The sequence below is a fragment of the Streptomyces tyrfis genome, from assembly GCF_037034285.1.
Classification (GTDB): Bacteria; Actinomycetota; Actinomycetes; order Streptomycetales; family Streptomycetaceae; genus Streptomyces.
Map to the genome: position 1 here is coordinate 63,117 of NZ_JBAGJZ010000014.1, position 24,120 is coordinate 87,236.

Consider the following 24,120-nt stretch of genomic DNA (forward strand, 5'->3'; position numbering starts at 1 on the left):
CGGAGACTAGCGGCCTGGGCCGCCCGAGTCAGCGAGAACCAACGAAAAGTCCTGGTCAGCCTCAACCGACCAGGACATTTCAGGCATAACAACCGAGTTTTTGGGTCAGAATTCGGTCAACAGCCGATTCCGTGGCATGGTCAAGCACCCGAGACGGCCGCGCGGACCTCGTCCGTGAGCCGGTCGGCGGCCGCGCGCAGCCCCGCCGCGTCCGGTCCCCGGCTCAGCACGCCGCGGCTCACGCTGGGCAGCACGTTGCCCACCGCGTCGCCGAAGACCCCGGGCAGATCCGCGGGGGTCGCGCCCTGCGCCCCGATGCCCGGCGCCAGCAGCGGCCCGTTGACGGCGAGGTCCGCCCCCGCGTCCCCGAGCGTGGCGCCGACCACCGCGCCGACGGAGCCCAGCGGCTCGGCCCCCTCGTTCTCCGCGGCCAGGTGGTCGAGCATCACCTGGGCCAGCGAACGGCCGTCGGCGGCGGTGGCGCGCTGCACCTCGGCCCCCTCCGGGTTGGAGGTGAGGGCGAGCACGAAGACCCCCGAGCCGGAGAGCACCGCCGCGTCCAGCGCCGGGCGCAGCGAGCCGAAGCCCAGGTACGGCGAGACGGTGACGGCGTCCGAGAACAACGGCGAGCCGGGCTCCAGATACGTGGCCGCGTAGGCGCCCATGGTCGAGCCGATGTCGCCGCGCTTGGCGTCCATCAGCACCAGCGCGCCCGCCGCGCGCGCCTCCGCGACGGCCTCCTCCAGCACCGCGATGCCGCGCGAGCCGAAGCGCTCGAAGAACGCGGACTGCGGCTTGAGCACGGCGACCCGATCGGCCAGCGCCTCGACGACCGTGCGCGTGAACCGCTCCAGGCCCGCGACGTCGTCGTCCAGCCCCCAGGCGGTGAGCAGCGAGGCGTGCGGGTCGATGCCGACGCAGAGCGGCCCGCGGGTGTCCATGGCGCGGCGCAGACGGGCGCCGAACGGTTCCGGGGTGGTCATGCGGTGGCCTTCCTGGTCTCCGCGCCGACGGCCTCGGCGAGGGTGGCGTACGGGGATGCGGCCAGGCGCGCGGCCAGGCCCTTGTGGATCGCCCGGGCGTAGAACGGGCCCCGGTAGATGAAGGCGCTGTAGCCCTGGACCAGGGTGGCGCCGGCGAGGATGCGCTGCCAGGCGTCCTCGGCGTTCTCGACGCCGCCGACGCCGACCAGGGCGATCCGGTCCCCCACCCGTGCGTAGAGGCGGCTCAGGACCTCCAGGGAGCGAGCCTTGAGGGGCGCCCCGGACAGTCCGCCGGTCTCGCCGGTCAGGGCGCGCGGGGACGCCAGGCCCAGGCCGTCCCGGGCGATGGTGGTGTTGGTGGCGATGATCCCGTCGAGTCCCAGCTCGACCGCGAGGTCCGCGACGGCGTCGACGTCCTCGTCCGCCAGGTCCGGGGCGATCTTGACCAGCAGCGGGACGCGCCGAGCGGTGACGGTGCGGTCGGCGGCCTCGCGCACGGCGGTGAGCAGCGGGCGCAGCGCCTCGGTGGCCTGGAGGTCGCGCAGGCCGGGCGTGTTGGGCGAGGAGACGTTGACGACGAGGTAGTCGGCGTGCGGGGCCAGCCGCTCGGTGGACTTCACGTAGTCGCCGACCGCCTCGGCCTCCGGCACGGTCTTGGTCTTGCCGATGTTGACGCCGACGGTGGTGCGCAGGACCGGGGTGCGGGCGGCGAGGCGCCGGGCCACGGCGGCCGAGCCCTCGTTGTTGAAGCCCATGCGGTTGATCAGGGCGCGGTCCGCGACGAGGCGGAAGAGGCGCTTCTTGGGGTTGCCGGGCTGCGGCTCGCCGGTGACCGTGCCGATCTCGACGTGGTCGAAGCCGAGCATCGCCATGCCGTCGATTCCGACGGCGTTCTTGTCGAAGCCGGCGGCGAGGCCGAACGGGCCGTGCATCCGCAGGCCGAACGCCTCGGTGCGCAGCTCCTCGTACCGGGGGGCGAGCACGGCGGCGACGAAGGTGCGCAGCACCGGTACGCGGGCCGCGAGGCGGATCCAGCGGAAGGCCAGGTGGTGCGCCCGCTCGGCGTCCATCCGCTTGAAGAAGAGCTGGAAGAAGAGTGTGTACATCGGGGTGTCCTCATGGAGAGGGGGACACCGTCCCCGGTGTCCCCCTGTGCCGGCAGTGCCGTGTCCGGCGGCGCCCGTCCTTCCGGGGCGGGCGCCGCCGGGAGGGCCGCTAGTCGCGGGCCGCGATCAGGCGTTCCGCGTGTTCCTGGAGGGAGCGGACGCCGACGCCCCCGTGGGTGAGAGCGTCGATGCCCTGGACGGCGGCGGCGAGCGCCTGGACCGTCGTCAGGCACGGCACGGACCGGGCCACGGCGGCGGTGCGGATCTCGTAGCCGTCGAGCCGCCCGCCGGTGCCGTACGGCGTGTTGACGATCAGGTCGACCTCGCCGTCGTGGATCAGCTGGACGATGGTCCGCTCGCCCTGCGGGCCGGGGCCCTCGGACTGCTTGCGCACGACCGTGGCGTTGATGCCATTGCGCCTGAGGACCTCGGCGGTGCCCGAGGTGGCGAGCAGCTCGAAGCCGTGGGCGACGAGCTCCCGGGCCGGGAAGATCATCGAGCGCTTGTCGCGGTTGGCCACCGAGATGAACGCGCGGCCCTTGGTGGGCAGCGGCCCGTAGGCGCCGGACTGCGACTTGGCGTACGCCGTGCCGAAGACCGAGTCGATGCCCATGACCTCGCCGGTGGAGCGCATCTCCGGGCCGAGGACGGTGTCGACGCCGCGGCCGTGGATGTCGCGGAAGCGCGACCACGGCATGACGGCCTCCTTGACGGAGATCGGGGCGTCCAGCGGCAGGGTGCCGCCGTCGCCGTGCGCCGGCAGCAGGCCCTCCGCGCGCAGCTCGGCGATGGTCGCGCCCAGCGAGATCCGGGCGGCGGCCTTGGCGAGCGGGACGGCGGTCGCCTTGGAGGTGAAGGGGACGGTCCGCGAGGCGCGCGGGTTGGCCTCCAGGACGTACAGGATGTCGCCGGAGAGCGCGAACTGGATGTTGATCAGTCCGCGGACGCCGACGCCCTTGGCGATGCCCTCGGTGGAGGCCCGCAGCCGCTTGATGTCGAAGCCGCCGAGGGTGATCGGGGGCAGCGCGCAGGCGGAGTCGCCGGAGTGGATGCCGGCCTCCTCGATGTGCTCCATGACGCCGCCGAGGTAGAGCTCGACGCCGTCGTAGAGCGCGTCGACGTCGATCTCGATCGCGTCGTCGAGGAAGCGGTCGACCAGGACCGGCCGGGTCGGGCTGATCTCGGTGGACTCGGCGATGTACGAGGAGAGCCGGACCTCGTCGTAGACGATCTCCATGCCGCGCCCGCCGAGCACGTAGGAGGGGCGGACGAGGACGGGGTAGCCGATCTCGTCCGCGATGGCCTTGGCCTCCTCGAACGTGGTGGCGGTGCCGTGCTTCGGCGCGGGCAGCCCGGCCTCGGCCAGGACGCGGCCGAAGGCACCGCGGTCCTCGGCGGCGTGGATGGCCTCCGGGGGCGTGCCGACGACCGGGACGCCGTTGTCCTTGAGCGCCTGGGACAGGCCGAGCGGGGTCTGTCCGCCGAGCTGGACGACGACGCCGGCGACCGGGCCCGCGAGGCTCTCCGCGTGCACGATCTCCAGCACGTCCTCCAGCGTCAGCGGCTCGAAGTACAGCCGGTCGGAGGTGTCGTAGTCGGTGGAGACGGTCTCCGGGTTGCAGTTGACCATCACGGTCTCGTAGCCCGCGTCGCTCAGCGCGAAGGAGGCGTGGACGCAGGAGTAGTCGAACTCGATGCCCTGGCCGATGCGGTTGGGGCCGGAGCCGAGGATGACGACCGCGGGCTTCTCGCGCGGGGCGACCTCGGTCTCCTCGTCGTAGGACGAGTAGAAGTACGGCGTCCGCGCCGCGAACTCGGCGGCGCAGGTGTCGACCGTCTTGTACACCGGGCGCACGCCCAGCGCGTGCCGCACCTCCCGGACGACGTCCTCGCGCAGCCCGCGGATCTCGCCGATCTGCTGGTCGGAGAAGCCGTGCCGCTTGGCCTCGGCGAGGAGTTCGGGGACGAGCTCGTCGGCGGCGGCCAGTTCGTCCGCGATCTCCTTGATCAGGAAGAGCTGGTCGACGAACCAGGGGTCGATCCTGGTGGACTCGAAGACCTCCTCCTGGGTGGCGCCGGCCCGGATCGCGCGCATGACGGTGTTGATCCGGCCGTCGGTCGGGCGGACCGCCGCGGCGAGCAGTTCGTCCTTGTCGCCGGGGTCGCCGGTGAAGGAGAACTGCGAGCCCTTCTTCTCCAGGGAGCGCAGCGCCTTCTGGAGCGCCTCGGTGAAGTTCCGGCCGATCGCCATGGCCTCGCCGACCGACTTCATGGTGGTGGTGAGGGTGGAGTCGGCGGAGGGGAACTTCTCGAAGGCGAACCGGGGGGCCTTGACCACGACGTAGTCGAGCGTCGGCTCGAAGGAGGCCGGGGTCTGCTCGGTGATGTCGTTGGGGATCTCGTCGAGCGTGTAGCCGACGGCCAGCTTGGCGGCGATCTTGGCGATCGGGAAGCCGGTGGCCTTGGAGGCGAGGGCCGAGGAGCGGGAGACCCGGGGGTTCATCTCGATGACGATGATCCGGCCGTCGACCGGGTTCACGGCGAACTGGATGTTGCAGCCGCCGGTGTCGACGCCGACCTCGCGGATGATCGCGATGCCGATGTCGCGCAGCCGCTGGTACTCGCGGTCGGTGAGCGTCATCGCCGGGGCGACGGTGATCGAGTCGCCGGTGTGGACGCCCATCGGGTCGAAGTTCTCGATGGAGCAGACGACCACGACGTTGTCGTTCCTGTCGCGCATCAGCTCCAGCTCGTACTCCTTCCAGCCGAGGATGGACTCCTCCAGGAGCACCTCGGTGGTCGGGGAGAGCGTCAGGCCCTGGCCGGCGATGCGGCGCAGCTCCTCCTCGTCGTGGGCGAAGCCGGAGCCGGCGCCGCCCATGGTGAAGGAGGGCCGGACGACCACGGGGTAGCCGCCGAGCGTCTCGACGCCCGCCAGGACCTCGTCCATGGAGTGGCAGATGACCGAGCGGGCGGACTCGCCGTGGCCGGTCCTGGCGCGGACGGCCTCGACGACGCCCTTGAACAGGTCGCGGTCCTCGCCCTTGTGGATGGCCTCGACGTTGGCGCCGATCAGCTCGACGCCGTACTTCTCCAGGACGCCGTTCTCGTGCATGGAGATCGCGGTGTTGAGCGCGGTCTGGCCGCCCAGGGTCGGCAGCAGCGCGTCGGGGCGCTCCTTGGCGATGATCTTCTCGACGAACTCGGGGGTGATCGGCTCGACATAGGTCGCGTCGGCGATCTCCGGGTCGGTCATGATCGTGGCCGGGTTGGAGTTGACCAGGACGACCCGCAGGCCCTCGGCCCTGAGGACGCGGCACGCCTGGGTGCCGGAGTAGTCGAACTCGGCGGCCTGTCCGATGACGATCGGCCCGGAGCCGATGACCAGGACGGACTGGATGTCGGAGCGCTTAGGCACGCCGGTCCTCCATCAGGGAGACGAAACGGTCGAAGAGGTACGCGGCGTCGTGCGGGCCCGCTGCCGCCTCGGGGTGGTACTGGACGCTGAAGGCGGGCCGGTCCAGGAGCCGCAGCCCCTCGACGACCTGGTCGTTCAGGCAGACGTGGGAGACCTCGGCGCGGCCGAACGGGGTGTCGGAGACCTTGTCGAGGGGGGCGTCGACGGCGAAGCCGTGGTTGTGCGCGGTGATCTCCACCTTGCCCGTCGTGCGGTCCTGCACCGGCTGGTTGATGCCGCGGTGACCGTACTTCAGCTTGTAGGTGCCGAAGCCGAGGGCGCGGCCCAGGATCTGGTTGCCGAAGCAGATCCCGAAGAGCGGGGTGGAGCGCTCCAGGACGCCGCGCATGACGGAGACCGGGTGGTCGGCGGTGGCCGGGTCGCCGGGGCCGTTGGAGAAGAACACGCCGTCGGGCCCGACCGCGTACACGTCCTCCAGGGTGGCGGTGGCGGGCAGCACGTGCACCTCGATGCCGCGCTCGGCCATCCGGTGCGGGGTCATGCCCTTGATGCCGAGGTCGATCGCGGCGACGGTGAACTTCTTGGCGCCGATCGCGGGGACGATGTACGCCTCCTCGGTGGCGACCTCGGCGGAGAGGTCGGCGCCGACCATCTGCGGCGCCTGCCGGACGCGGGCCAGCAGGGCGGCCTCGTCGGCCAGCGCGTCGCCGGAGAAGATGCCGACCCGCATGGCGCCGCGCTCGCGCAGGTGGCGGGTGAGGGCGCGGGTGTCGACGCCGCTGATGCCGACGACGCCCTGGCTCTCCAGCTCCTCGTCGAGCGAGCGCCGGGCGCGCCAGTTGGACGGCACCCGGGCGGGGTCGCGGACGACGTAGCCGGAGACCCAGATCCGCTTCGACTCGGGGTCCTCGTCGTTCACGCCGGTGTTGCCGACGTGCGGGGCGGTCATCACGACGACCTGGCGGTGGTAGGAGGGGTCGGTCAGCGTCTCCTGGTAGCCGGTCATGCCGGTGGAGAACACCGCCTCGCCGAAGGTCTCCCCCACGGCCCCGTAGGCGCGGCCGCGGAAGGCGCGGCCGTCCTCCAGGACGAGTACGGCGGGAGCCCTGCCTGCTCCCCGGGCGGAGATCGTCATCGTGCGGTGCCTTCCGTAGTGCTGGTGAGTTGTTCGACGGCCTCGACCCAGGCGGCGTGCTCGGCCGAGCGGTCGGAGCGGAATCCGGAGTCGATCAGCCGGTCGCCGTGCGCCCAGGTGATGATCAGCAGGCCGCCCTCGGGGAGGACCTTGCCCGCGATGCCCTTGTCGAGCCGGGCCCCGCGCAGTGCGGAGGCGGGCACGAAGAAGTCGGCGGCGCCGGGGCGTACGACGTCCAGGCCCTGGTCGGTCAGGGTGAGCTCGGCCCGGCTGCGGGTGCCGAGGCCGCGGGCGACGATCCGGTCGAGCCACTGCCCGGCGGTCGTCGAGGCGTGGTAGCGGCCGGTCAGGGTCAGCCGCTTCTCGCCGTCCGCGAACCCTTCCGGTGCGGTGGGGAGTTCCGGCAGATCGGACTGGAGGCTGCCGCGCCACTTCCATCCCTGGCGCATCAGCCAGTAGACGAAGGCGATGAGGACGAGGAGTCCGACGACCCAGCTGATGCGAGCGGGCCAGTCGGTCACCTCGGCCGACTTCTGTTCGGCGGCGAGCCGGAGGTACAGGGGGGTGAGAGATGTCACGCGAGCTTCCCGTCGACGACCGTGGCACGGCCCCGCAGGAAGGTGTGGGTGACTCGGCCCGGCAGCTCGCGCCCCTCGTAGGGGGTGTTGCGGCTGCGGGAGGCGAAGCCCGCGGGGTCCACGACACCACGGTATGCCGGATCGACCAGGGTGAGGTTGGCGGGCTCACCGACCGAGACGGGGCGGCCGTGCCCGTCGAGCCGTCCGATGGCGGCCGGGCGGAACGACATCCGGTCCGCGACGCCCGCCCAGTCGATCAGGCCGGTGTCCACCATCGTGTGCTGGACGACGGAGAGCGCGGTCTCCAGGCCGACCATGCCCATGGCAGCGGCGGCCCACTCGCAGTCCTTGTCCTCGTGGGGGTGCGGGGCGTGGTCGGTGGCGACGCAGTCGATGGTGCCGTCGGCGAGCGCCTCGCGCAGGGCCATGACGTCGGCCTCGGTGCGCAGTGGCGGGTTCACCTTGTAGACCGGGTCGTAGGTCCGCACGAGCTCGTCGGTGAGGAGCAGGTGGTGCGGGGTGACCTCGGCGGTCACGTTCCAGCCCTTGGACTTGGCCCAGCGGACGATCTCGACGGAGCCGGCGGTCGACAGGTGGCAGATGTGCACCCGGGAGCCGACGTGGGCGGCGAGCAGGACGTCGCGGGCGATGATCGACTCCTCCGCGACGGCGGGCCAGCCGCCGAGGCCGAGTTCCGCGGAGACGACGCCCTCGTTCATCTGGGCGCCCTCGGTGAGGCGGGGCTCCTGGGCGTGCTGGGCGACGACCCCGTCGAACGCCTTCACGTACTCCAGCGCGCGGCGCATGATGACCGCGTCGTCGACGCACTTGCCGTCGTCGGAGAAGACCTTCACCCCGGCGGCCGAGTCGTGCATGGCGCCGAGCTCGGCGAGCTTCCTGCCCTCCAGGCCGACGGTGACGGCGCCGACGGGCTGCACGTCGCAGTAGCCGGACTCCCGGCCCAGCCGCCAGACCTGCTCGACGACGCCCGCGGTGTCCGCGACCGGGAAGGTGTTCGCCATGGCGTGCACGGCGGTGAAACCGCCGACCGCCGCCGCCTTCGTCCCGGTGAGGACGGTCTCGGAGTCCTCGCGGCCGGGCTCGCGCAGGTGGGTGTGGAGGTCGACCAGGCCGGGCAGCAGGATCCGCCCGGCCGCCTCGACGACGGTCGCGTCGCCGGCGTCGAGGCCGGCGCCGACGGCGGCGACGGTCTCGCCGTCGATCAGGACGTCCTGGGCCTCGCCTCCGAGGATCCTCGCGCCGCGGATCAGGGTCTTGCTGGTGGTCACTGGTTCTCCTCGGTACGGGAAGGGGCGGCGGGCGAGGGCTGGGCCGGGGCGGCGTGCTCGGCGCCGCCGAGCAGCAGGTAGAGGACGGCCATGCGGATCGAGACGCCGTTGGCGACCTGCTCGACGGCCGTGCACCGGTCGGAGTCCGCGACCTCGGCGGTGATCTCCATGCCGCGGACCATCGGGCCGGGATGCATGACGACGGCGTGCTCGGGCATCTTCGCCATCCGGTCGGCGTCCAGCCCGTAGCGGCGGGAGTACTCGCGCTCGGTCGGGAAGTAGGCGGCGTTCATCCGTTCGCGCTGCACCCGCAGCATCATCACCGCGTCGGACTTCGCCAGCACCTCGTCGAGGCCGTAGCTGACCTCGCAGGGCCACTGCTCGACGCCGACCGGGACGAGCGTCGGCGGGGCCACCAGCGTGACGTGCGCGCCGAGGGTGTTCAGCAGGTGGACGTTGGAGCGGGCGACCCGGCTGTGCAGGATGTCGCCGACGATCGTGATCCGGCGGCCCTCCAGGTCCCGGCCGAGGCCGCTGTCGGCGCCGACCAGGCGGCGGCGCATGGTGAAGGCGTCCAGCAGGGCCTGGGTGGGGTGCTCGTGGGTGCCGTCGCCGGCGTTGACGACGGCGCCGTCGATCCAGCCGGAGGTGGCGAGGCGGTACGGGGCGCCGGAGGCGCCGTGCCGGATGACGACGGCGTCGGCGCCCATCGCCTCCAGCGTCAGCGCGGTGTCCTTGAGCGACTCGCCCTTGGAGACGGACGAGCCCTTCGCGGAGAAGTTGATGACGTCCGCGGACAGGCGCTTGGCGGCGGCCTCGAAGGAGATGCGGGTGCGCGTCGAGTCCTCGAAGAAGAGGTTGACGACGGTGCGTCCGCGCAGGGTGGGGAGCTTCTTGATCGGCCGGTCCGCGACCCGGGCCATCTCCTCGGCGGTGTCGAGGATCAGGACGGCGTCGTCGCGGGTGAGGTCGGCGGCCGAGATGAGGTGACGCTTCATCTGGGTGTTCTCCGGTGGAGGGAGGGGTGCAGGCATGCGGGCGTGCGGAAGCGGCCCGTACGGGCTCGGTGGTACGCCGTACGGGTGAATGCGGCTACTGCTCGCCGGCCGGGGCGGTCCCTTGGACGCCGAGCAGCACGGCGTCGCGGCCGTCCTCCTCGGTGAGCTGGACCTTGACCGTCTCCCGCAGCGACGTGGGGAGGTTCTTGCCGACGTAGTCGGCGCGGATCGGCAGTTCGCGGTGGCCGCGGTCGACGAGGACCGCGAGCTGGACCGCGCGCGGGCGGCCGATGTCGCCCAGGGCGTCCAGCGCGGCGCGGATCGTGCGGCCGGAGAAGAGGACGTCGTCCACCAGGACGACCAGGCGGCCCTCGATGCCCTCGCCGGGGATCTCGGTGCGGGCCAGGGCGCGCGCCGGGCGCAGCCGCAGGTCGTCGCGGTACATGGTGATGTCCAGGGAGCCGACCGGCATCTTCCGGCCGGTGATCTCCTGGAGCTTTTCGGCGAGGCGGCGGGCGATGAAGACGCCGCGCGTCGGAATGCCGAGGAGCACCACGTCGTCGGCGCCCTTGGCGCGCTCGACGATCTCGTGGGCGATCCGGGTCAGCGCACGGGCGATGTCGGGGGCCTCGAGGACGGGGCGTGCCGCATTGCCGGTGGCTTCAAGCTGTGCGTCCATAAGAAACGGACCTCCTTCTCCGCCTCACGGGACGGACTTTAAAGGACGTCGAAATTGCGTCATCCACGGTAGCAGGGCTTGTGCGGGGCTCGGATCGCACCCCCGGAAGTGTCGGTGCGGACCATTCGGCTTGACGCAGCCAAGTAACGCTGCGTAACCTCACAGTGAGTTACCAGCAACGCGGCGGAGCCGCGAAAAGTTCCAGCGTCCGGGGAGCCTTATGTCCAGCGAATACGCAAAACAGCTCGGGGCCAAGCTCCGCGCCATCCGCACCCAGCAGGGCCTCTCCCTCCACGGCGTGGAGGAGAAGTCGCAGGGCCGCTGGAAGGCCGTCGTGGTCGGCTCGTACGAGCGCGGCGACCGCGCCGTGACCGTGCAGCGCCTCGCCGAGCTCGCGGACTTCTACGGGGTCCCGGTGCAGGAGCTCCTGCCCGGCACGACGCCCGGCGGAGCCGCCGAGCCGCCGCCGAAGCTCGTGCTCGACCTGGAGCGTCTGGCCCACGTCCCGCAGGAGAAGGCCGGTCCGCTCCAGCGTTACGCCGCGACGATCCAGAGCCAGCGCGGCGACTACAACGGCAAGGTGCTCTCGATCCGCCAGGACGACCTGCGCACGCTCGCCGTGATCTACGACCAGTCGCCGTCCGTGCTCACGGAGCAGCTGATCAGCTGGGGTGTGCTGGACGCGGAGGCCCGCCGGGCCGTCGCCCACGAGGAGGGCTGAGCCCCCTTCCCGGTCCCCCAGGTGGCGCCGTGCCGGCGCGGGTCTCCCTCTCCCGGGCGCCCCGTCGGCACGGCGTTTCTCTTTGCTGCGGCGGGTGGGCGGGGCGGTGACCCGCGCCCGCGCCGCGTCGGGCCCCGCCCCGTGCGCCCCGGAGGAACGGTGCGCCGTGGTGAAACCGCGTGCGCCGCGGCGGGGGCGTGACGACGCGAGAGACGACGACGCGAGAGGCGCCGTGGACGTCGTGGAGCCCGCGGCCGAGGCGCCGCGGGCTCCACGAATGGCCGAACGGTCCCCGGGTTACTGCTCCCGGCGGAGGTTCGGCTTGAGGTCCTTGAAGCGGGCCAGCAGCCCGTTCACGAAGGACGGGGAGTCGTCGGTGGAGAACTCCTTGGCGAGCTGGACCGCCTCGTCGATCACCACCGCGTCCGGGGTCTCGTCGACCCAGATCAGCTCGTAGGCGCCGAGCCGCAGGATGCTCCGGTCGACGACCGGCATCCGGTCGATCTCCCAGTCCACCGCGTAGGTGGCGATGAGTTCGTCGATGCGGTCCGCGTGCCGCGCGTAGCCCTCGACGAGCTCCATCGTGTACTCGGTGACGGGCGGCTGGCGGCTGTCGGACCGCGAGTGCCGCACCCAGTCCGCGAGGACCGTCTGCACGGACGCGCCGCGCTGGTCGGCCTCGAAGAGGATCTGGAAGGCGCGCTTGCGGGCCGTGTTGCGGGCAGCCACGGTTAGCTGTTCACCCGGCCGAGGTAGTCGCCCGTGCGGGTGTCGACCTTGATCTTCTCACCCGTGGTGATGAAGAGCGGGACACCGATCTCGTGGCCGGTCTCCAGCGTGGCGGGCTTGGTGCCGCCGGTGGAGCGGTCGCCCTGGACGCCCGGGTCGGTGTGCTGGACGGTCAGCTCGACGGCGGCGGGCAGCTCCACGTAGAGCACCTCGCCCTCGTGCTGGGCGACGGAGGCGGTGAAGCCCTCGATCAGGAAGTTGGCGGCGTCGCCGACGGTCTTGCGATCGACCATGAGCTGGTCGTAGGTGTCCATGTCCATGAAGACGAAGTACTCGCCGTCCATGTACGAGAACTGCATGTCGCGACGGTCGATGGTGGCCGTTTCGACCTTCACGCCGGCGTTGAACGTCTTGTCGACGACCTTGCCGGAGAGCACGTTCTTGAGCTTGGTGCGCACGAAGGCCGGGCCCTTGCCGGGCTTGACGTGCTGGAACTCGACGACGGACCAGAGCTGGCCTCCGTCGAGCTTGAGCACCAGGCCGTTCTTGAGGTCGTTCGTGGAAGCCACGGTTGCGGAATCTCCTGGACTGAAGCTGGTGGAACGACCGAGGAAACGCGTCAGAGCGCGAGCAGCTCCTTGGTCGTGATGGTGAGTAGCTCGGGTCCGCCGTCCGCCTCGGGGCGCACGACGAGCGTGTCATCGATCCGGACACCGCCCCGGCCCGGGAGGTGGACCCCCGGTTCGACGGTGACCGGCACGCAAGCGTCCAGTTTACCCATGGCCGCGGGTGCCAGTCGCGGGTCCTCGTCGATTTCGAGTCCGACCCCGTGGCCGGTGGCGGGCGCGAGACCGCCGCCGTGGCCCGCGGAGTCCAGCACGCAGCGGGCCGCGCGGTCCACGTCGCGGCAGGAGGCGCCGGGGACGAGGGCCTCGCGTCCGGCCCGCTGGGCCGCGAAGACCAGGTCGTAGAGCTCCACCTGCCAGTCGGCGGGCGTGGTCCCGATGACGAAGGTGCGGCCGATCTCGCAGCGGTAGCCGCGGTAGTTCGCGCCCAGGCAGACGGAGAGGAAGTCCCCCTCCTCGACCCGCCGGTCGGTGGGGCGGTGGCGGCCCCGGCCGGAGTTCGGCCCGGTGGCCACGGAGGTGGGGAACGCCGGGCCGTCGGCCCCGTGGTCCACCAGCCGGCGCTCCAGCTCCAGGGCGAGGTGCCGCTCGGTGCGGCCGACCAGGATGGACTCCAGGAGTTCGCCCAGGGCCTGGTCGGTGATCTCGGCGGCGATCCGCAGACAGGCGATCTCCTCCTCGTCCTTGACCACCCGCAGCTGTTCGACGGTGGGACCGAGGCCGGCGAGCCGCAGCCGGGGGGCGACCGACCCCATGGCCCGGTGCCGGGAGACCGTCAGATGGTGTTCCTCGACGGCCAGCGACTCCGCGCCCGACGAGGCGGCCAGTTCCGCGGCGGCGACCACCGGATCGCCGTCGGCGACCGGCAGCTCCGAGACCCGCAGCCGGTCGTCGGCGGGTTCGCCGGCCGGGTCGCGGGGGCGCAGCAGCACGTCCTCGCCGGGACCCAACAGCAGCACGGCCCCGGGCGGCGCCCCGCCCGCGAGATAGCGGACGTTGGCGGGGCGGGAGACCAGGGCGGCCGCGGATCCGACGGCGGCGCACCGGTCGCGGAGCAGCCCGCGGCGGACGGCGTACACGTCTGACATGTCACGAGCCTACGAGGGGTGGCCCGGCCCCGCTCGGTCAGCGCGTCCGACCGGGGACCGCGCCGGGGCCGCCGGTCGCCGCCCCGGGACGACCGCCTGTGCCCGCCGCCCGGACGGCCCGCCGCCCGGATCCGGTCACCAGGAGGGCGGGCTGGCTATCGCCCGGGCGAGAACGTCGTCCAGGACCCGGGCGGTGGTCTCCACGTCGTACGTGGAGTTGTCGATGATCGGCAGCCCGGAGCCGTACCATCCGGCCATCCGGCCGTGGATGCGGGCGACCTCCTCGTCCGAGAGGCGGCGGTTGCCGCTGCGGGCGGCGTTGCGCTCCAGCACGACCTCCAGGCCGGGCAGCAGGACCACGGGCAGCAGTCCGGGGCCGACATGGCGCTTCCAGCCGCCCAGGCCGATGACCGGCCGGTCCGGGAAGACGGCGTCGTCCAGGATGCAGGAGATGCCGTTGGCGAGGAAGTTGCGCGCGGCGAAGCCGCAGGTGCGGCGGGCCAGGCGGTACTGGGCCTCGGAGTGGTCGTTCCACCCGGACTGCGGGTCGGCGAAGCCGGAGCGGACCCATTCGCGCACGTCGTCGAGGCTGACATGGGCCGTGGGGGTCCGCCGGCGGCCGGCCCAGAGCCTGGCCACGGTGGTCTTCCCGGCGCCCGCCGGGCCGATGAGCAGCACCGCGAGCGTGGCCGTGCCGGTGCCCGCCCCGGCGGGGGGCGCGGGCAGCGGCACGGGCCCGCCGGGCGGCAGCTGGACATGCCCGGTGGACTCCCTGGGCGGCGGGCCCGGGGCGTGCCGCGGAGGCGGCCCGGTCCAGCCGTGGGCGGTCGGCGGGGCGGCGGGCGGCGGCCCCGGAGGGCCGGGGTGCCGGGCCTGGTGCGTCCCGTCGGCGGGTCCGTTCGCCGGGCCCTGGGGCGGCGGCAGCGGGCCCCCCACTGCGTGCTGCATCCGGTGCCACTCCGTCTCGTACAGGCAACTGGGGCTGGTGGACGGCAACGGTACCGTCCGCGGCCGCCACGCGGTGAACGGACGGGCGGGGCCCGTGGTGCCCGGACCGGCGCCCCGGTGTGCCGGGCGCCGGTCCGGGACCGCGGTCAGCCGGACAGCTCGTCCGCGAGGGCGCGCAGGGCGAGACGGTAGGAGCCGATCCCGAATCCGGCCACGGTCCCGGTGGCGACCGGCGCGACCACGGAGGTGTGGCGGAACTCCTCCCGCGCGTACGGGTTCGAGATGTGCACCTCGATCAGCGGGGCGGTGCGCTGGGCGGCCGCGTCCCGCATCCCGTACGAGTAGTGCGTGAAGGCGCCCGGGTTGAGCACGACCGGGAGCTCGCCGTCGGCGGCCTCGTGGAGCCAGCGGATCAGCTCCCCCTCGTCATTGGTCTCCCGGACGTCGACGTCGAGGCCCAGCTCCTCCCCCAGCGTCCGGCAGGCCTCGACGAGCCCGGCGTACGAGGTGGAGCCGTACACGTCGGGTTCCCGGGAGCCGAGCCGGCCGAGGTTCGGCCCGTTGAGGACGAGAACCCGGCGGCTCACGCGGACACCTCCCCGTAGGCGGCGAGCAGCACGGCCGGGTCGGGGCCCTCCAGCACGGCGGGCCTGCCGAGCCCGTCGAGGACGACGAAGCGCAGCAGGTCGCCGCGGGACTTCTTGTCGACCCGCATGTTCTCCAGCAGCCGGGGCCACTGGTCGCCGCGGTAGGTGAGCGGCAGCCCGACGGACTCCAGGACCGCGCGGTGGCGGTCGGCGGTGGCGTCGTCGAGACGCCCGGCCAGCCGGCCCAGCTCGGCGGCGAAGACCATGCCGACCGAGACGGCCGCGCCGTGCCGCCACTTGTAGCGCTCGTTCTTCTCGATGGCGTGGCCCAGGGTGTGGCCGTAGTTGAGGATCTCGCGCAGTCCGGACTCCTTGAGGTCGCTGGAGACGACCTCCGCCTTGACCCGGACGGAGCGTTCGATCAGCTCGGCGGTGTGCGGTCCGGCGGGCGTGCGGGCGCCCTCGGGGTCGGCCTCGATCAGGTCGAGGATCGCGGGGTCGGCGATGAACCCGGCCTTGATGATCTCGGCCAGCCCGCTGACGTAGTCGTGGACGGGCAGCGAGTCCAGGGCGGCGAGGTCGCAGAGGACGCCGGCGGGCGGGTGGAAGGCGCCGACGAGGTTCTTGCCCTCGGCGGTGTTGATGCCGGTCTTGCCGCCGACCGCCGCGTCGACCATGGCGAGCACGGTGGTGGGCACGGCGATCCAGCGCACCCCGCGCAGCCAGGTCGCCGCGACGAACCCGGCGAGGTCGGTGGTGGCCCCGCCGCCGATGCCGACGACGACGTCGGTACGGGTGAATCCGGTCTGTCCCAGCGCCTTCCAGCAGTAGGCCGCGACCTCGGCGGTCTTGGCCTCCTCGGCGTTGGGCAGCTGGATCGCGATGGCCTCGTAGCCCTGCTCGGCGAGGTCCTGGCGGACGGCCTCCCCGGTCTCGGCGAGCGCCTCGGGGTGCAGGACCGCGACGCGCCGGGCCCGGCCCCCGATCAGCGCGGGCAGCTCGCCGAGCAGCCGCCGGCCGATCAGCACGTCGTACGGGTCGGTGCCCGCGCTGCCGCCGACGTGGATGCGGGTCAGTGCGTCCGTCATGTCTCCTTCTTCAACTCCAGTGCGTCGAGGACCGCCTGGGCGACCTCTTCGGGGGTGCGGCCGTCGGTGGCGACGACCGCCCGGGCGACCTCGGTGTAGAGCGGGCGGCGGGCCTCCATCAGCTCGCGCCACTGCTTGCGCGGGTTGACGGCCAGCAGCGGGCGGGCGACGTTGAGGCCGGTGCGCCGGACCGCCTCCTCGACGTCCATCGAGAGATAGACGACCGGCAGGGAGGACAGCAGCTCCCGCGTCCCCGCGTCGAGGATCGCGCCGCCGCCGAGGGCGAGGACGCCCTCGTGCTCGGCGACCGCGGTCCGTACGGCGTCCCGCTCCAGCTCCCGGAAGCGGGGCTCGCCGTCGTCGACGAAGATGTCGGAGATCTCCCGGCCCTCGGCCGCCACGATGTCCGCGTCGGTGTCCCGGTAGGCGGCGCCGAGCCGTTCGGCGAGCAGCCGCCCGACGGTGGACTTGCCGACGCCCATCGGTCCGACCAGGACGATCAGCGGGCCGCTCATCGGATCCGCAGGTGGTCGAGGTAGGAGCGCACGTTGCGGCGGGTCTCGGCGACGCTGTCCCCGCCGAACTTCTCCGCGACGGCGTCGGCCAGGACCAGCGCGACCATCGCCTCGGCGACGATGCCCGCGGCCGGGACGGCGCAGACGTCGGAGCGCTGGTGGTGGGCCTTGGCGGGTTCGCCGGTGGCGACGTCGACGGTGGCGAGCGCGCGCGGCACGGTCGCGATGGGCTTCATCGCGGCGCGGACCCGCAGCGGTTCGCCGGTGGTGAGCCCGCCCTCGGTGCCGCCGGAGCGGTCGGAGGCGCGCCGGATGCCGTCCTCGGTGACCAGGATCTCGTCGTGCGCCTTGGAGCCGGGGACGCGGGCCAGCTCGAAGCCGTCCCCGACCTCGACGCCCTTGATGGCCTGGATGCCCATCAGCGCGGCGGCGAGCCGGGCGTCGAGGCGGCGGTCCCAGTGGACGTGCGAGCCGAGGCCGACGGGCACCCCGTAGGCCAGCACCTCGACCACGCCGCCGAGGGTGTCGCCGTCCTTGTGGGCCTGGTCGATCTCGGCGACCATCGCCTTGCTCGCGTCGGCGTCGAGGCACCGCACCGGGTCGGCGTCGAGCCTCTCGACGTCGGCGGGGGTGGGAAGGACGCCGCGGGGCGCCTTGGCCGCGGCGAGCTCGACGACATGGCTGACGATCTCGATGCCGGCCGTCTCCTTGAGGTACGACCGGGCGACGGCGCCGAGCGCGACCCGGGCCGCGGTCTCGCGGGCGCTGGCGCGCTCCAGGATCGGCCGGGCCTCGTCGAAGTCGTACTTCTGCATGCCCGCGAGGTCGGCGTGGCCGGGGCGGGGGCGGGTGAGCGGGGCGTTGCGGGCCAGGTCGGCCAGCACCTCGGGGTCGACCGGGTCGGCCGACATGACCTGCTCCCACTTGGGCCACTCGGTGTTGCCCACCATCACGGCGACGGGCGAGCCCATGGTGAGGCCGTGGCGGACCCCGCCGAGGAAGGTGACCTCGTCCCGCTCGAACTTCATCCGCGCACCGCGGCCGTAGCCGAGCCGCCGCCGGGCGAGGTGGTCCGCCACCATCTCCGTGGTGATCGGGACACCGGCGGGAAGACCCTCCAGCGTCGCCACGAGTGCGGGGCCGTGCGACTCCCCCGCGGTCAGCCAGCGCAACCTGCTCAACGGTGCTCCTCATGCTCGCGCCTCGAACTGCGACGGCGCGACCGGGTGCGCGGCCCTGGCCCGCCGTCCTCGATCCTCCCACGGACGGGGGCGTGAATCGGCCGCCGGTCCAGCAGGCGGACGTCTCCCGGCCGCCGGAACGCGAGGTCAGCGGGCGGCGAGCGCCGTTTCGCCGGCCCTTCGCATGGCCGCGAGCGGCGCGGGCGCGCGGCCGGTCATCCGCTCGACCTGGAGCACCGCCTGGTGCACCAGCAGGTCGAGACCTCCGACGACCGCGCCGGAGCGGGCCGTCCACGCGGCGGCCAGGGCGGTCGGCCAGGGCTCGTAGAGGACGTCGAAGAGGGTGCCGGGCCGCTCCGGGACGGCGCCGGTGAGCGCGTCGGTGGAGCCGGCCGGGGTGGTGGCGATCACCAGGGGGGCGTGCAGCGCCTCCCCGGCCCGCGCCCAGTCGGCGGTCCTGACCTCGACGCCGAGGCGTTCGCCCCAGCCGCGCATCTCCCGGGCGCGGTCCGCGCTGCGGACGTAGGCGGTGACCGGCCCCGCGCAGATCTCAAAGAGCGCGGCGAGCGCCGAGGACGCGGTCGCCCCGGCGCCGAGCACGGCGGCCGACTCGACCTTCTCGACGCCGCGTTCCCGCAGGGCGGCGATCATGCCGGGGACGTCGGTGTTGTCCCCGGTCCGCCGGCCGTCCTCGGTGAACACGACCGTGTTGACGGCCTCCACCGACGAGGCGGTCCCGCTGACGGAGTCCAGCAGCGGGATGACCGCGCGCTTGAGCGGCATGGTCAGGGACAGTCCGGCCCAGGAGGCGTCGAGGCCCTCCAGGAAGGCGGGCAGCCCCGCCTCGTCGACCTCGAAGCGGTCGTACGACCAGCCGGTCAGGCCGAGTTCGGCGTAGGCGGCCCGGTGCAGGACCGGGGAGAGCGAGTGGGCGATGGGCGAGCCGAGGACGGCGGCCCGGTGGCGCCCGTCAGTCGAGGGCATTGAACTTGTCCTTGAGCTTCAGGAAGTCGTCGTAGTTCTTGGCGAACTCGGTCTTGTCGTTGCCGTCGGTCGCCACGAAGTAGAGCCAGCCGTCCGAGGTCGGTTTCAGCACGGCGGCCAGCGCCTCCGCGCCCGGGTTGCCGATCGGGCCGGGCGTCAGGCCCTTTTGCGTATACGTGTTGTACGGGTCCTGGTCCTTCTTGATCTCCCGCTCGCTGATCTTGATCTCGCTCTGGCCCTTGAGGTAGTTGTACGACGAGTCGAACTGCAGGAGATGGTTCGTCTCGGTGTTCGTCGGCTTGAGGCGGTTGTAGACGACCTCGGCCATCTTCCGGAAGTCGTCGTGCGTCTTGCCCTCGGCCTGGACCAGGCTGGCCGTGGTGAGCAGTTCCCAGGCGCCGTCCAGATCGTGCTTCCTGGCGTTGCCCTCGAGATCGAGTTTCTGGTACTCGGAGTTCGCCCGGCTGACCATCATCTTGAGGACGGCCTCCGGCTTCATCCCCTTCGTGACCGGATACCCCGCCGGGTAGAGGAAGCCCTCCAGCGGGTCCTTGAGCTTCTGATGTCCCTGCGCCCAGGCGGGCAGTCCGAGCTTCCCGATGTCGGCCGCGGCGACGCCCTTGGTCGTTCCGGCCTTGACGCCGAGCCGTTTGTCGATCATCGCGTAGACCGCGCCGTTGCGGGTGCCCTCGGGGATGATCAGCAGGTTCTGGTTCTTCGGATCGACCATCATCTTGACGGCCTCGGCCGCGGACATCTTCTCGTGGAGCAGATAGACGCCGGCCTGGATCTGCCCGCCCTTCGGGTTCTCCTTCTGGGCGGCGACGAAGGCGTCGACGCTCTTGACGACGCCCTTCTTCTTCAGGATGTTGCCGATGTCGTAGCCGTAGAGACCCTTCGCGATCTCGATCTCGACCTGGCCGGTGCCCTGTCCCGTGTAGTCCGGCGGCGCGCCGAACTTGTCCTGCCAGAAGGAGTAGCCGAGGTAGCCCAGTCCGCCGACGCCGCCGACCAGCACCACGGCGACGCCCAGGCAGGCGCAGCCGTTGCGGCTCTTCTTCTTGCCCTTGCCCCGGCGCTCGCTCCCGCCGCGCCCGGCCCGGCGCGACGCGGGCGGGTCGTCGTTCTCCTCGTCCCCGTCCTCGTGGTCGTCCTTGCCGCCCGGGCCGTCGGCCCCGGTGAAGAAGGGGTGGGTCTCCTCGGGCCGGTCCTCCGGTTCCCAGTCGGGGTCCTTCGCGGGGACCCGTTCAGGGGCCTGCTCGGGGGCGGCGCCGCGATGGCCCGGGGGCCGGGGCGGCGGATAGGCGTCCTGGGCGGCGTAGGGCTCGGGCGTCTCGCCGTAGTCGGGCTGCCCGCCGGCGTACGGACCCGCCGCGTGGGCGTCGTACGGGGCGGCGGCGGGCTGCTGCCCCATGTCCCAGCCGCCGTTGTCGTACGGCTGGGGCTGTTGCGGCTGGTGGGGCTGCTCCGGCTGATGCGGCTGCTGGTGCGCCTGGGCCTGCTGCTGCCCGTACGGGTCCTGGGGGACGCCGTAGCCGGGCTGCTGCTGGTACTGCTGCGCGTACGGATCCTGCTGGTACGAAGCCTGCTGGTACGGGTCCTGCGGATACGAGGCGTGCTGCGCGTAGGGGTCCTGGCCGTACGGGTCCTGGGAGTACGAGCCCTGCTGGTACGGGTCCTGCTGGTACGGATCCTGCTGGTACGGATCCTGGGGGTAGGGCTGCTGTCCGCCTCCGTGCTGGCCCTGGCCCTGGCCGTGGGCGGGCTGCTGTCCTCCCCGTCCCCGGTCCCCGTACAACGGGTCCTCGGGATGCCATGGTTCGGAGCCGGGACCCCGGCCATACTCAGTCATCGATCCCCTAGAGCCGCGAGACGGCGTTCCGTCTCTTCGCTGTGCGGCGCTTGTTCGAACGCCACCGCATCGCGCGGAACGTTACCGTATCGCGATCAGGGAGCCACCTCGACGCTTTCTCCGGGGGCCCGGCCCGACGCCCGTTCGGACTCCAGCGCGCTCTGCAGGATCACCACGGCGGCCGCCTGGTCGATGACGGAACGGCCCTTCTTCGACTTCACGCCCGAGGCGCGCAGTCCCTGTCCGGCCGTCACCGTCGTCATCCGCTCGTCCACCAGACGCACCGGAAGGGGCGCCACCGAGCGGGCGATCTCCTGGGCGAAGACCCGGACCTTGGCGGCGGCCGGGCCCTCGCCGCCGCCGAGGGAGCGCGGCAGACCGACGACGATCTCGATCGGCTCGTACTCCTCGACGATCTGCCTCAGCCGCCGGTGGGCCGCCGGGACGTCACGTCCCGGTACGGTCTCCACCGGCGTGGCGAGGATCCCGTCGGGGTCGCACGAGGCGACCCCGATCCGGGCGTCCCCGACGTCGATCGCGAGACGGCGACCGCGGCGCATCCCTGTCATTCCCGCCGTCACGCCGTCTCGGTGACGAGGCGTTCGACCGCGGTCATGGCGGCGCCGACGGCCTCGGGGTCCTGGCCGCCGCCCTGGGCGACGTCCGGCTTGCCGCCGCCACCGCCGCCGAGGGTCTTGGCGGCCGCGCGGACCAGGTCGCCGGCCTTCAGGCCGCGCTCGCGGGCGGCCTCGTTGGTGGCGATCACGGTCAGCGGGCGGCCGTTGGCGGTGGTGAACAGGGCCACGACAGCCGGCCGGCCACCCTGGACGCGGCCGCGCACGTCGAGCACCAGCTTGCGCAGGTCGTCGGCCGAGGTGCCGTCCGGGACCTGCCCGGTGACGAGGGCGACGCCCCGTACGTCCTTCGCGGAGTCGGCGAGCCCGCCGGCGGCCTGGAGGACCTTCTCCGCGCGGAACTTCTCGATCTCCTTCTCGGCGTCCTTCAGCTTGCCGAGCATGCCGGCGATCTTCTCCGGCAGCTCCTCGGGACGGCCCTTGACCAGCTCCTGGAGCTGTGCGACGACCGTGTGCTCCCGGGCCAGGAAGTTGTACGCGTCGACGCCGACGAGGGCCTCGATGCGGCGCACGCCGGAACCGATGGACGATTCGCCCAGCAGCTTCACCAGGCCGAGCTGGGCGGTGTTGTGGACGTGCGTGCCGCCGCACAGCTCCTTGGAGAAGTCCCCGATGGTGACGACCCGGACCTGCTCGCCGTACTTCTCGCCGAACTCCGCGATGGCGCCCTGCTTCTTGGCCTCGTCGATCGGCATGACCTCGGCGTGCACGTCGAGCTCGCGGCCGAGGACCTCGTTGATCTTCTGCTCGACGTCGGTGAGGACCGTGCCGGGCACGGCGGCCGGGGAGCCGAAGTCGAAGCGGAAGCGACCCGGCGAGTTCTCCGAACCGGCCTGGGCGGCCGTCGGGCCCAGCGCGTCGCGCAGCGCCTGGTGCGTGAGGTGGGTGGCGCTGTGGGCCCGGGCGATGGCGCGGCGGCGCTTGGTGTCGATGACGGCGTAGGCGGAGGCGCCCACGGTCACCTCGCCGACCTGGACCGAGCCCTTGTGCACGGAGACGCCGGGCACCGGCTGCTGGACGTCGCGGACCTGGATGACGGCCCCGCTGTCGAGCCGGATCCGGCCCTGGTCGGCCAGCTGGCCGCCGCCCTCGGCGTAGAAGGGGGTGCGGTCGAGGACGACCTCGACCTCGTCGCCCTCGGAGGCGGCGGGCGAGGGGACGCCGTCGACGAGCAGGCCGACGACGGTCGACTCGCCCTCGGTGGTGGTGTAGCCGGTGAACTCGGTGGCGCCGGACTCGTCCGCGACCGCGCGGTAGGCGGACAGGTCGGCGTGACCGGTCTTCTTGGCCTTGGCGTCGGCCTTGGCCCGCTCCCGCTGCTCCTTCATCAGGCGGCGGAAGCCGTCCTCGTCCACGGTCAGGCCCTGTTCGGCGGCCATCTCCAGGGTGAGGTCGATCGGGAAGCCCCAGGTGTCGTGGAGCAGGAACGCCTTGTCGCCCGGGAGGACCTTGCCGCCGGCGGCCTTGGTCTCGGTGACGGCGGTGTCGAGGATGTTGGTGCCGCCCTTGAGGGCCTTGAGGAAGGCGGCCTCCTCGGCGAGGGCGACGGTCTCGATGCGCTTGCGGTCGGTGACCAGCTCCGGGTACTGCCGCCCCATGGTGTCGACCACGACGTCGACCAGGTCCTTGACGACCGGCCCGGTGGCGCCCAGCAGCCGCATGTTGCGGATGGCGCGGCGCATGATGCGGCGCAGCACGTAGCCGCGGCCCTCGTTGCCGGGGGTGACGCCGTCGCCGATGAGCATCACGGACGTGCGGATGTGGTCGGCGACCACGCGCAGCGAGACGTCGCTGCCGTGGGCCGTGCCATAGGCGACGCCGGTGAGCTCGGTGGCCTTGTCGATGACGACCTTGAGCGTGTCCGTCTCGTACATGTTCTGGACGCCCTGCAGGATCATCGCGAGGCGTTCCAGGCCCAGGCCCGTGTCGATGTTCTTCGACGGCAGGTCGCCGAGGATCGGGAAGTCCTCCTTGCCGTCGCCGGCGCCGCGCTCGTACTGCATGAAGACCAGGTTCCAGATCTCCACGTAGCGCTCGTCGTTGACGGCCGGGCCGCCCTCGGGGCCGAACTCGGGGCCGCGGTCGTAGTTGATCTCGGAGCAGGGGCCGCAGGGTCCGGGGACGCCCATGGACCAGAAGTTGTCCTTCTTGCCCAGGCGCTGGATGCGCTCGGCCGGCACGCCGATCTTGTCGCGCCAGATCTGCTCGGCCTCGTCGTCGTCGAGGTAGACGGTGATCCAGAGGCGCTCGGGGTCGAGGCCGTAGCCGCCGTCCGCCACGGAGCCGGTGAGCAGCTCCCAGGCGAGCGTGATGGCGCCTTCCTTGAAGTAGTCCCCGAAGGAGAAGTTGCCGCACATCTGGAAGAACGTGCCGTGCCGGGTGGTCTTGCCGACCTCCTCGATGTCCGGCGTGCGGACGCACTTCTGCACGCTGGTGACGCGCGGGGCGGGCGGCTTGACCTCGCCGAGGAAGTACGGCTTGAAGGGCACCATGCCCGCGGGGACCAGCAGCAGAGTCGGGTCGTCCGCGATGAGCGACGCCGAAGGGACGGCGGTGTGACCGCGCTCCTCGAAGAAGCTCAGCCAGCGGCGACGAATTTCAGCCGACTCCATCAGTGGTCCTCATTCCGGTTGTTCGAGTGGTGGGGAAGCGTGCGCCGCTCGGGGGCCGCGGGGGACCGGCCCGGTCCCCCGGGCTCGGCCGCCTGGACGACCGCGAGGCGGGGGCGCGCGGGAAGCTCGGGATCGACCGGCGCCTCCAGGCCCAGCGCCTCGCCGAGCTCGGCCTCGCGCCGCACCATCGACTCGCGGACGTCGAGCGCGAAGTCCTTGATCCGGTGGCCGGTCTCGATGGCCCGGTCGGCGGCCTGCGCGGCGAGGCTCTCCGGGGTCAGCTGCCTGAGCTTGCGGTTGACCTTGGTGGTGGCCCAGACGCCGGCTGCTGCGCCGGCGGTGAACCAGAACGTGCGGCGGAACATCGC

At 72.4% G+C, this 24,120-nt stretch carries 22 protein-coding genes; 1 reads left to right on the top strand and 21 read right to left on the bottom strand.

The window, feature by feature from the left end:
* Nucleotides 1-140: 140 nt before the first annotated feature.
* The 8 genes from pyrF to pyrR form a co-directional block, all read right to left on the bottom strand.
* Nucleotides 141-983 carry an orotidine-5'-phosphate decarboxylase gene (gene pyrF, locus WA762_RS13320; protein ID WP_335935765.1) on the bottom strand — a complete coding sequence of 281 codons (843 nt, stop codon included), beginning with the start codon at nucleotides 981-983 and terminating at the stop codon, nucleotides 141-143.
* Nucleotides 980-2,089 (bottom strand): quinone-dependent dihydroorotate dehydrogenase, encoded by a 1,110-nt coding sequence (locus tag WA762_RS13325; protein WP_335935766.1) that lies wholly within the window; start codon nucleotides 2,087-2,089, stop codon nucleotides 980-982. The genes pyrF and WA762_RS13325 overlap by 4 nt, the downstream gene beginning before the upstream one ends.
* Before the next feature lie 109 nt (nucleotides 2,090-2,198).
* A complete protein-coding gene (gene carB, locus WA762_RS13330; RefSeq protein WP_335935768.1) occupies nucleotides 2,199-5,507 on the bottom strand; it encodes a carbamoyl-phosphate synthase large subunit in 3,309 nt (1,102 codons plus the stop codon).
* On the bottom strand, nucleotides 5,500-6,642 hold the full coding sequence (gene carA / locus WA762_RS13335; RefSeq protein WP_335935769.1) for a glutamine-hydrolyzing carbamoyl-phosphate synthase small subunit: 1,143 nt from the start codon (nucleotides 6,640-6,642) through the stop codon (nucleotides 5,500-5,502). Before carA ends, carB begins: the two co-directional genes overlap by 8 nt.
* Nucleotides 6,639-7,220, bottom strand: coding sequence for a PH-like domain-containing protein (locus tag WA762_RS13340; RefSeq protein ID WP_335935770.1), 582 nt, complete (start codon nucleotides 7,218-7,220; stop codon nucleotides 6,639-6,641). The genes carA and WA762_RS13340 overlap by 4 nt, the downstream gene beginning before the upstream one ends.
* Nucleotides 7,217-8,509, bottom strand: a complete 1,293-nt coding sequence (locus WA762_RS13345; RefSeq protein WP_335935771.1) for a dihydroorotase — start codon at nucleotides 8,507-8,509, stop codon at nucleotides 7,217-7,219. Before WA762_RS13345 ends, WA762_RS13340 begins: the two co-directional genes overlap by 4 nt.
* Nucleotides 8,506-9,507, bottom strand: a complete 1,002-nt coding sequence (locus WA762_RS13350) for an aspartate carbamoyltransferase catalytic subunit (protein ID WP_335935772.1) — start codon at nucleotides 9,505-9,507, stop codon at nucleotides 8,506-8,508. The genes WA762_RS13345 and WA762_RS13350 overlap by 4 nt, the downstream gene beginning before the upstream one ends.
* Nucleotides 9,508-9,601: 94 nt before the next feature.
* The gene (gene pyrR / locus WA762_RS13355; protein ID WP_335935773.1) at nucleotides 9,602-10,186 is read right to left on the bottom strand and encodes a bifunctional pyr operon transcriptional regulator/uracil phosphoribosyltransferase PyrR; all 585 of its coding nucleotides are present in this window, start codon (nucleotides 10,184-10,186) and stop codon (nucleotides 9,602-9,604) included.
* A 220-nt stretch (nucleotides 10,187-10,406) separates the two neighbouring features.
* Between pyrR and bldD the strand changes: the two genes are divergently transcribed.
* A complete protein-coding gene (gene bldD, locus WA762_RS13360; protein WP_250337029.1) occupies nucleotides 10,407-10,907 on the top strand; it encodes a transcriptional regulator BldD in 501 nt (166 codons plus the stop codon).
* A 297-nt stretch (nucleotides 10,908-11,204) separates the two neighbouring features.
* Here the strand turns inward: bldD and nusB are convergent, their stop codons facing one another.
* The 13 genes from nusB to WA762_RS13425 form a co-directional block, all read right to left on the bottom strand.
* The gene (gene nusB / locus WA762_RS13365; protein WP_335935774.1) at nucleotides 11,205-11,636 is read right to left on the bottom strand and encodes a transcription antitermination factor NusB; all 432 of its coding nucleotides are present in this window, start codon (nucleotides 11,634-11,636) and stop codon (nucleotides 11,205-11,207) included.
* A 2-nt stretch (nucleotides 11,637-11,638) separates the two neighbouring features.
* On the bottom strand, nucleotides 11,639-12,205 hold the full coding sequence (efp, locus tag WA762_RS13370) for an elongation factor P (protein WP_335935775.1): 567 nt from the start codon (nucleotides 12,203-12,205) through the stop codon (nucleotides 11,639-11,641).
* A 50-nt stretch (nucleotides 12,206-12,255) separates the two neighbouring features.
* Complete coding sequence (locus WA762_RS13375; RefSeq protein WP_335935776.1) at nucleotides 12,256-13,350, bottom strand: aminopeptidase P family protein; 1,095 nt, start codon at nucleotides 13,348-13,350, stop codon at nucleotides 12,256-12,258.
* Nucleotides 13,351-13,485: 135 nt separating this feature from the next.
* On the bottom strand, nucleotides 13,486-14,298 hold the full coding sequence (locus WA762_RS13380; RefSeq protein WP_335935777.1) for a Pro-rich N-terminal domain-containing protein: 813 nt from the start codon (nucleotides 14,296-14,298) through the stop codon (nucleotides 13,486-13,488).
* 146 nt (nucleotides 14,299-14,444) lie between these two features.
* Entirely contained in the window at nucleotides 14,445-14,885 is a 441-nt protein-coding gene (aroQ, locus tag WA762_RS13385; RefSeq protein WP_335935778.1) for a type II 3-dehydroquinate dehydratase, read from the bottom strand.
* On the bottom strand, nucleotides 14,882-15,973 hold the full coding sequence (gene aroB / locus WA762_RS13390) for a 3-dehydroquinate synthase (RefSeq protein WP_335935779.1): 1,092 nt from the start codon (nucleotides 15,971-15,973) through the stop codon (nucleotides 14,882-14,884). Before aroB ends, aroQ begins: the two co-directional genes overlap by 4 nt.
* On the bottom strand, nucleotides 15,970-16,488 hold the full coding sequence (locus WA762_RS13395; protein ID WP_335935780.1) for a shikimate kinase: 519 nt from the start codon (nucleotides 16,486-16,488) through the stop codon (nucleotides 15,970-15,972). Before WA762_RS13395 ends, aroB begins: the two co-directional genes overlap by 4 nt.
* Nucleotides 16,485-17,669: a chorismate synthase gene (aroC, locus tag WA762_RS13400; protein ID WP_335935781.1), complete on the bottom strand. Its 1,185-nt coding sequence runs from the start codon at nucleotides 17,667-17,669 to the stop codon at nucleotides 16,485-16,487. The genes WA762_RS13395 and aroC overlap by 4 nt, the downstream gene beginning before the upstream one ends.
* A 147-nt stretch (nucleotides 17,670-17,816) precedes the next feature.
* The gene (locus tag WA762_RS13405; RefSeq protein WP_335935782.1) at nucleotides 17,817-18,653 is read right to left on the bottom strand and encodes a shikimate dehydrogenase; all 837 of its coding nucleotides are present in this window, start codon (nucleotides 18,651-18,653) and stop codon (nucleotides 17,817-17,819) included.
* Nucleotides 18,640-20,505: an endolytic transglycosylase MltG gene (mltG, locus tag WA762_RS13410; RefSeq protein WP_335935783.1), complete on the bottom strand. Its 1,866-nt coding sequence runs from the start codon at nucleotides 20,503-20,505 to the stop codon at nucleotides 18,640-18,642. Before mltG ends, WA762_RS13405 begins: the two co-directional genes overlap by 14 nt.
* A gap of 95 nt (nucleotides 20,506-20,600) precedes the next feature.
* A complete protein-coding gene (gene ruvX, locus WA762_RS13415; protein ID WP_335935785.1) occupies nucleotides 20,601-21,074 on the bottom strand; it encodes a Holliday junction resolvase RuvX in 474 nt (157 codons plus the stop codon).
* Between the two features lie 8 nt (nucleotides 21,075-21,082).
* Nucleotides 21,083-23,752: an alanine--tRNA ligase gene (alaS, locus tag WA762_RS13420; protein ID WP_335935786.1), complete on the bottom strand. Its 2,670-nt coding sequence runs from the start codon at nucleotides 23,750-23,752 to the stop codon at nucleotides 21,083-21,085.
* Nucleotides 23,752-24,117: a hypothetical protein gene (locus tag WA762_RS13425; RefSeq protein WP_335935787.1), complete on the bottom strand. Its 366-nt coding sequence runs from the start codon at nucleotides 24,115-24,117 to the stop codon at nucleotides 23,752-23,754. Before WA762_RS13425 ends, alaS begins: the two co-directional genes overlap by 1 nt.
* Nucleotides 24,118-24,120: the final 3 nt, after the last annotated feature.

Coding starts and splice junctions, on each gene's coding strand:
- pyrF (WP_335935765.1), bottom strand. CDS start 983: ATGACCACCCCGGAACCGTTCGGCGCCCGTCTGCGCCGCGCCATGGAC.
- WA762_RS13325 (WP_335935766.1), bottom strand. CDS start 2,089: ATGTACACACTCTTCTTCCAGCTCTTCTTCAAGCGGATGGACGCCGAG.
- carA (WP_335935769.1), bottom strand. CDS start 6,642: ATGACGATCTCCGCCCGGGGAGCAGGCAGGGCTCCCGCCGTACTCGTC.
- WA762_RS13350 (WP_335935772.1), bottom strand. CDS start 9,507: ATGAAGCGTCACCTCATCTCGGCCGCCGACCTCACCCGCGACGACGCC.
- pyrR (WP_335935773.1), bottom strand. CDS start 10,186: ATGGACGCACAGCTTGAAGCCACCGGCAATGCGGCACGCCCCGTCCTC.
- bldD (WP_250337029.1), top strand. CDS start 10,407: ATGTCCAGCGAATACGCAAAACAGCTCGGGGCCAAGCTCCGCGCCATC.
- WA762_RS13375 (WP_335935776.1), bottom strand. CDS start 13,350: ATGTCAGACGTGTACGCCGTCCGCCGCGGGCTGCTCCGCGACCGGTGC.
- WA762_RS13380 (WP_335935777.1), bottom strand. CDS start 14,298: ATGCAGCACGCAGTGGGGGGCCCGCTGCCGCCGCCCCAGGGCCCGGCG.
- aroB (WP_335935779.1), bottom strand. CDS start 15,973: ATGACGGACGCACTGACCCGCATCCACGTCGGCGGCAGCGCGGGCACC.
- WA762_RS13395 (WP_335935780.1), bottom strand. CDS start 16,488: ATGAGCGGCCCGCTGATCGTCCTGGTCGGACCGATGGGCGTCGGCAAG.
- WA762_RS13405 (WP_335935782.1), bottom strand. CDS start 18,653: ATGCCCTCGACTGACGGGCGCCACCGGGCCGCCGTCCTCGGCTCGCCC.
- mltG (WP_335935783.1), bottom strand. CDS start 20,505: ATGACTGAGTATGGCCGGGGTCCCGGCTCCGAACCATGGCATCCCGAG.
- ruvX (WP_335935785.1), bottom strand. CDS start 21,074: ATGACAGGGATGCGCCGCGGTCGCCGTCTCGCGATCGACGTCGGGGAC.
- alaS (WP_335935786.1), bottom strand. CDS start 23,752: ATGGAGTCGGCTGAAATTCGTCGCCGCTGGCTGAGCTTCTTCGAGGAG.
- WA762_RS13425 (WP_335935787.1), bottom strand. CDS start 24,117: ATGTTCCGCCGCACGTTCTGGTTCACCGCCGGCGCAGCAGCCGGCGTC.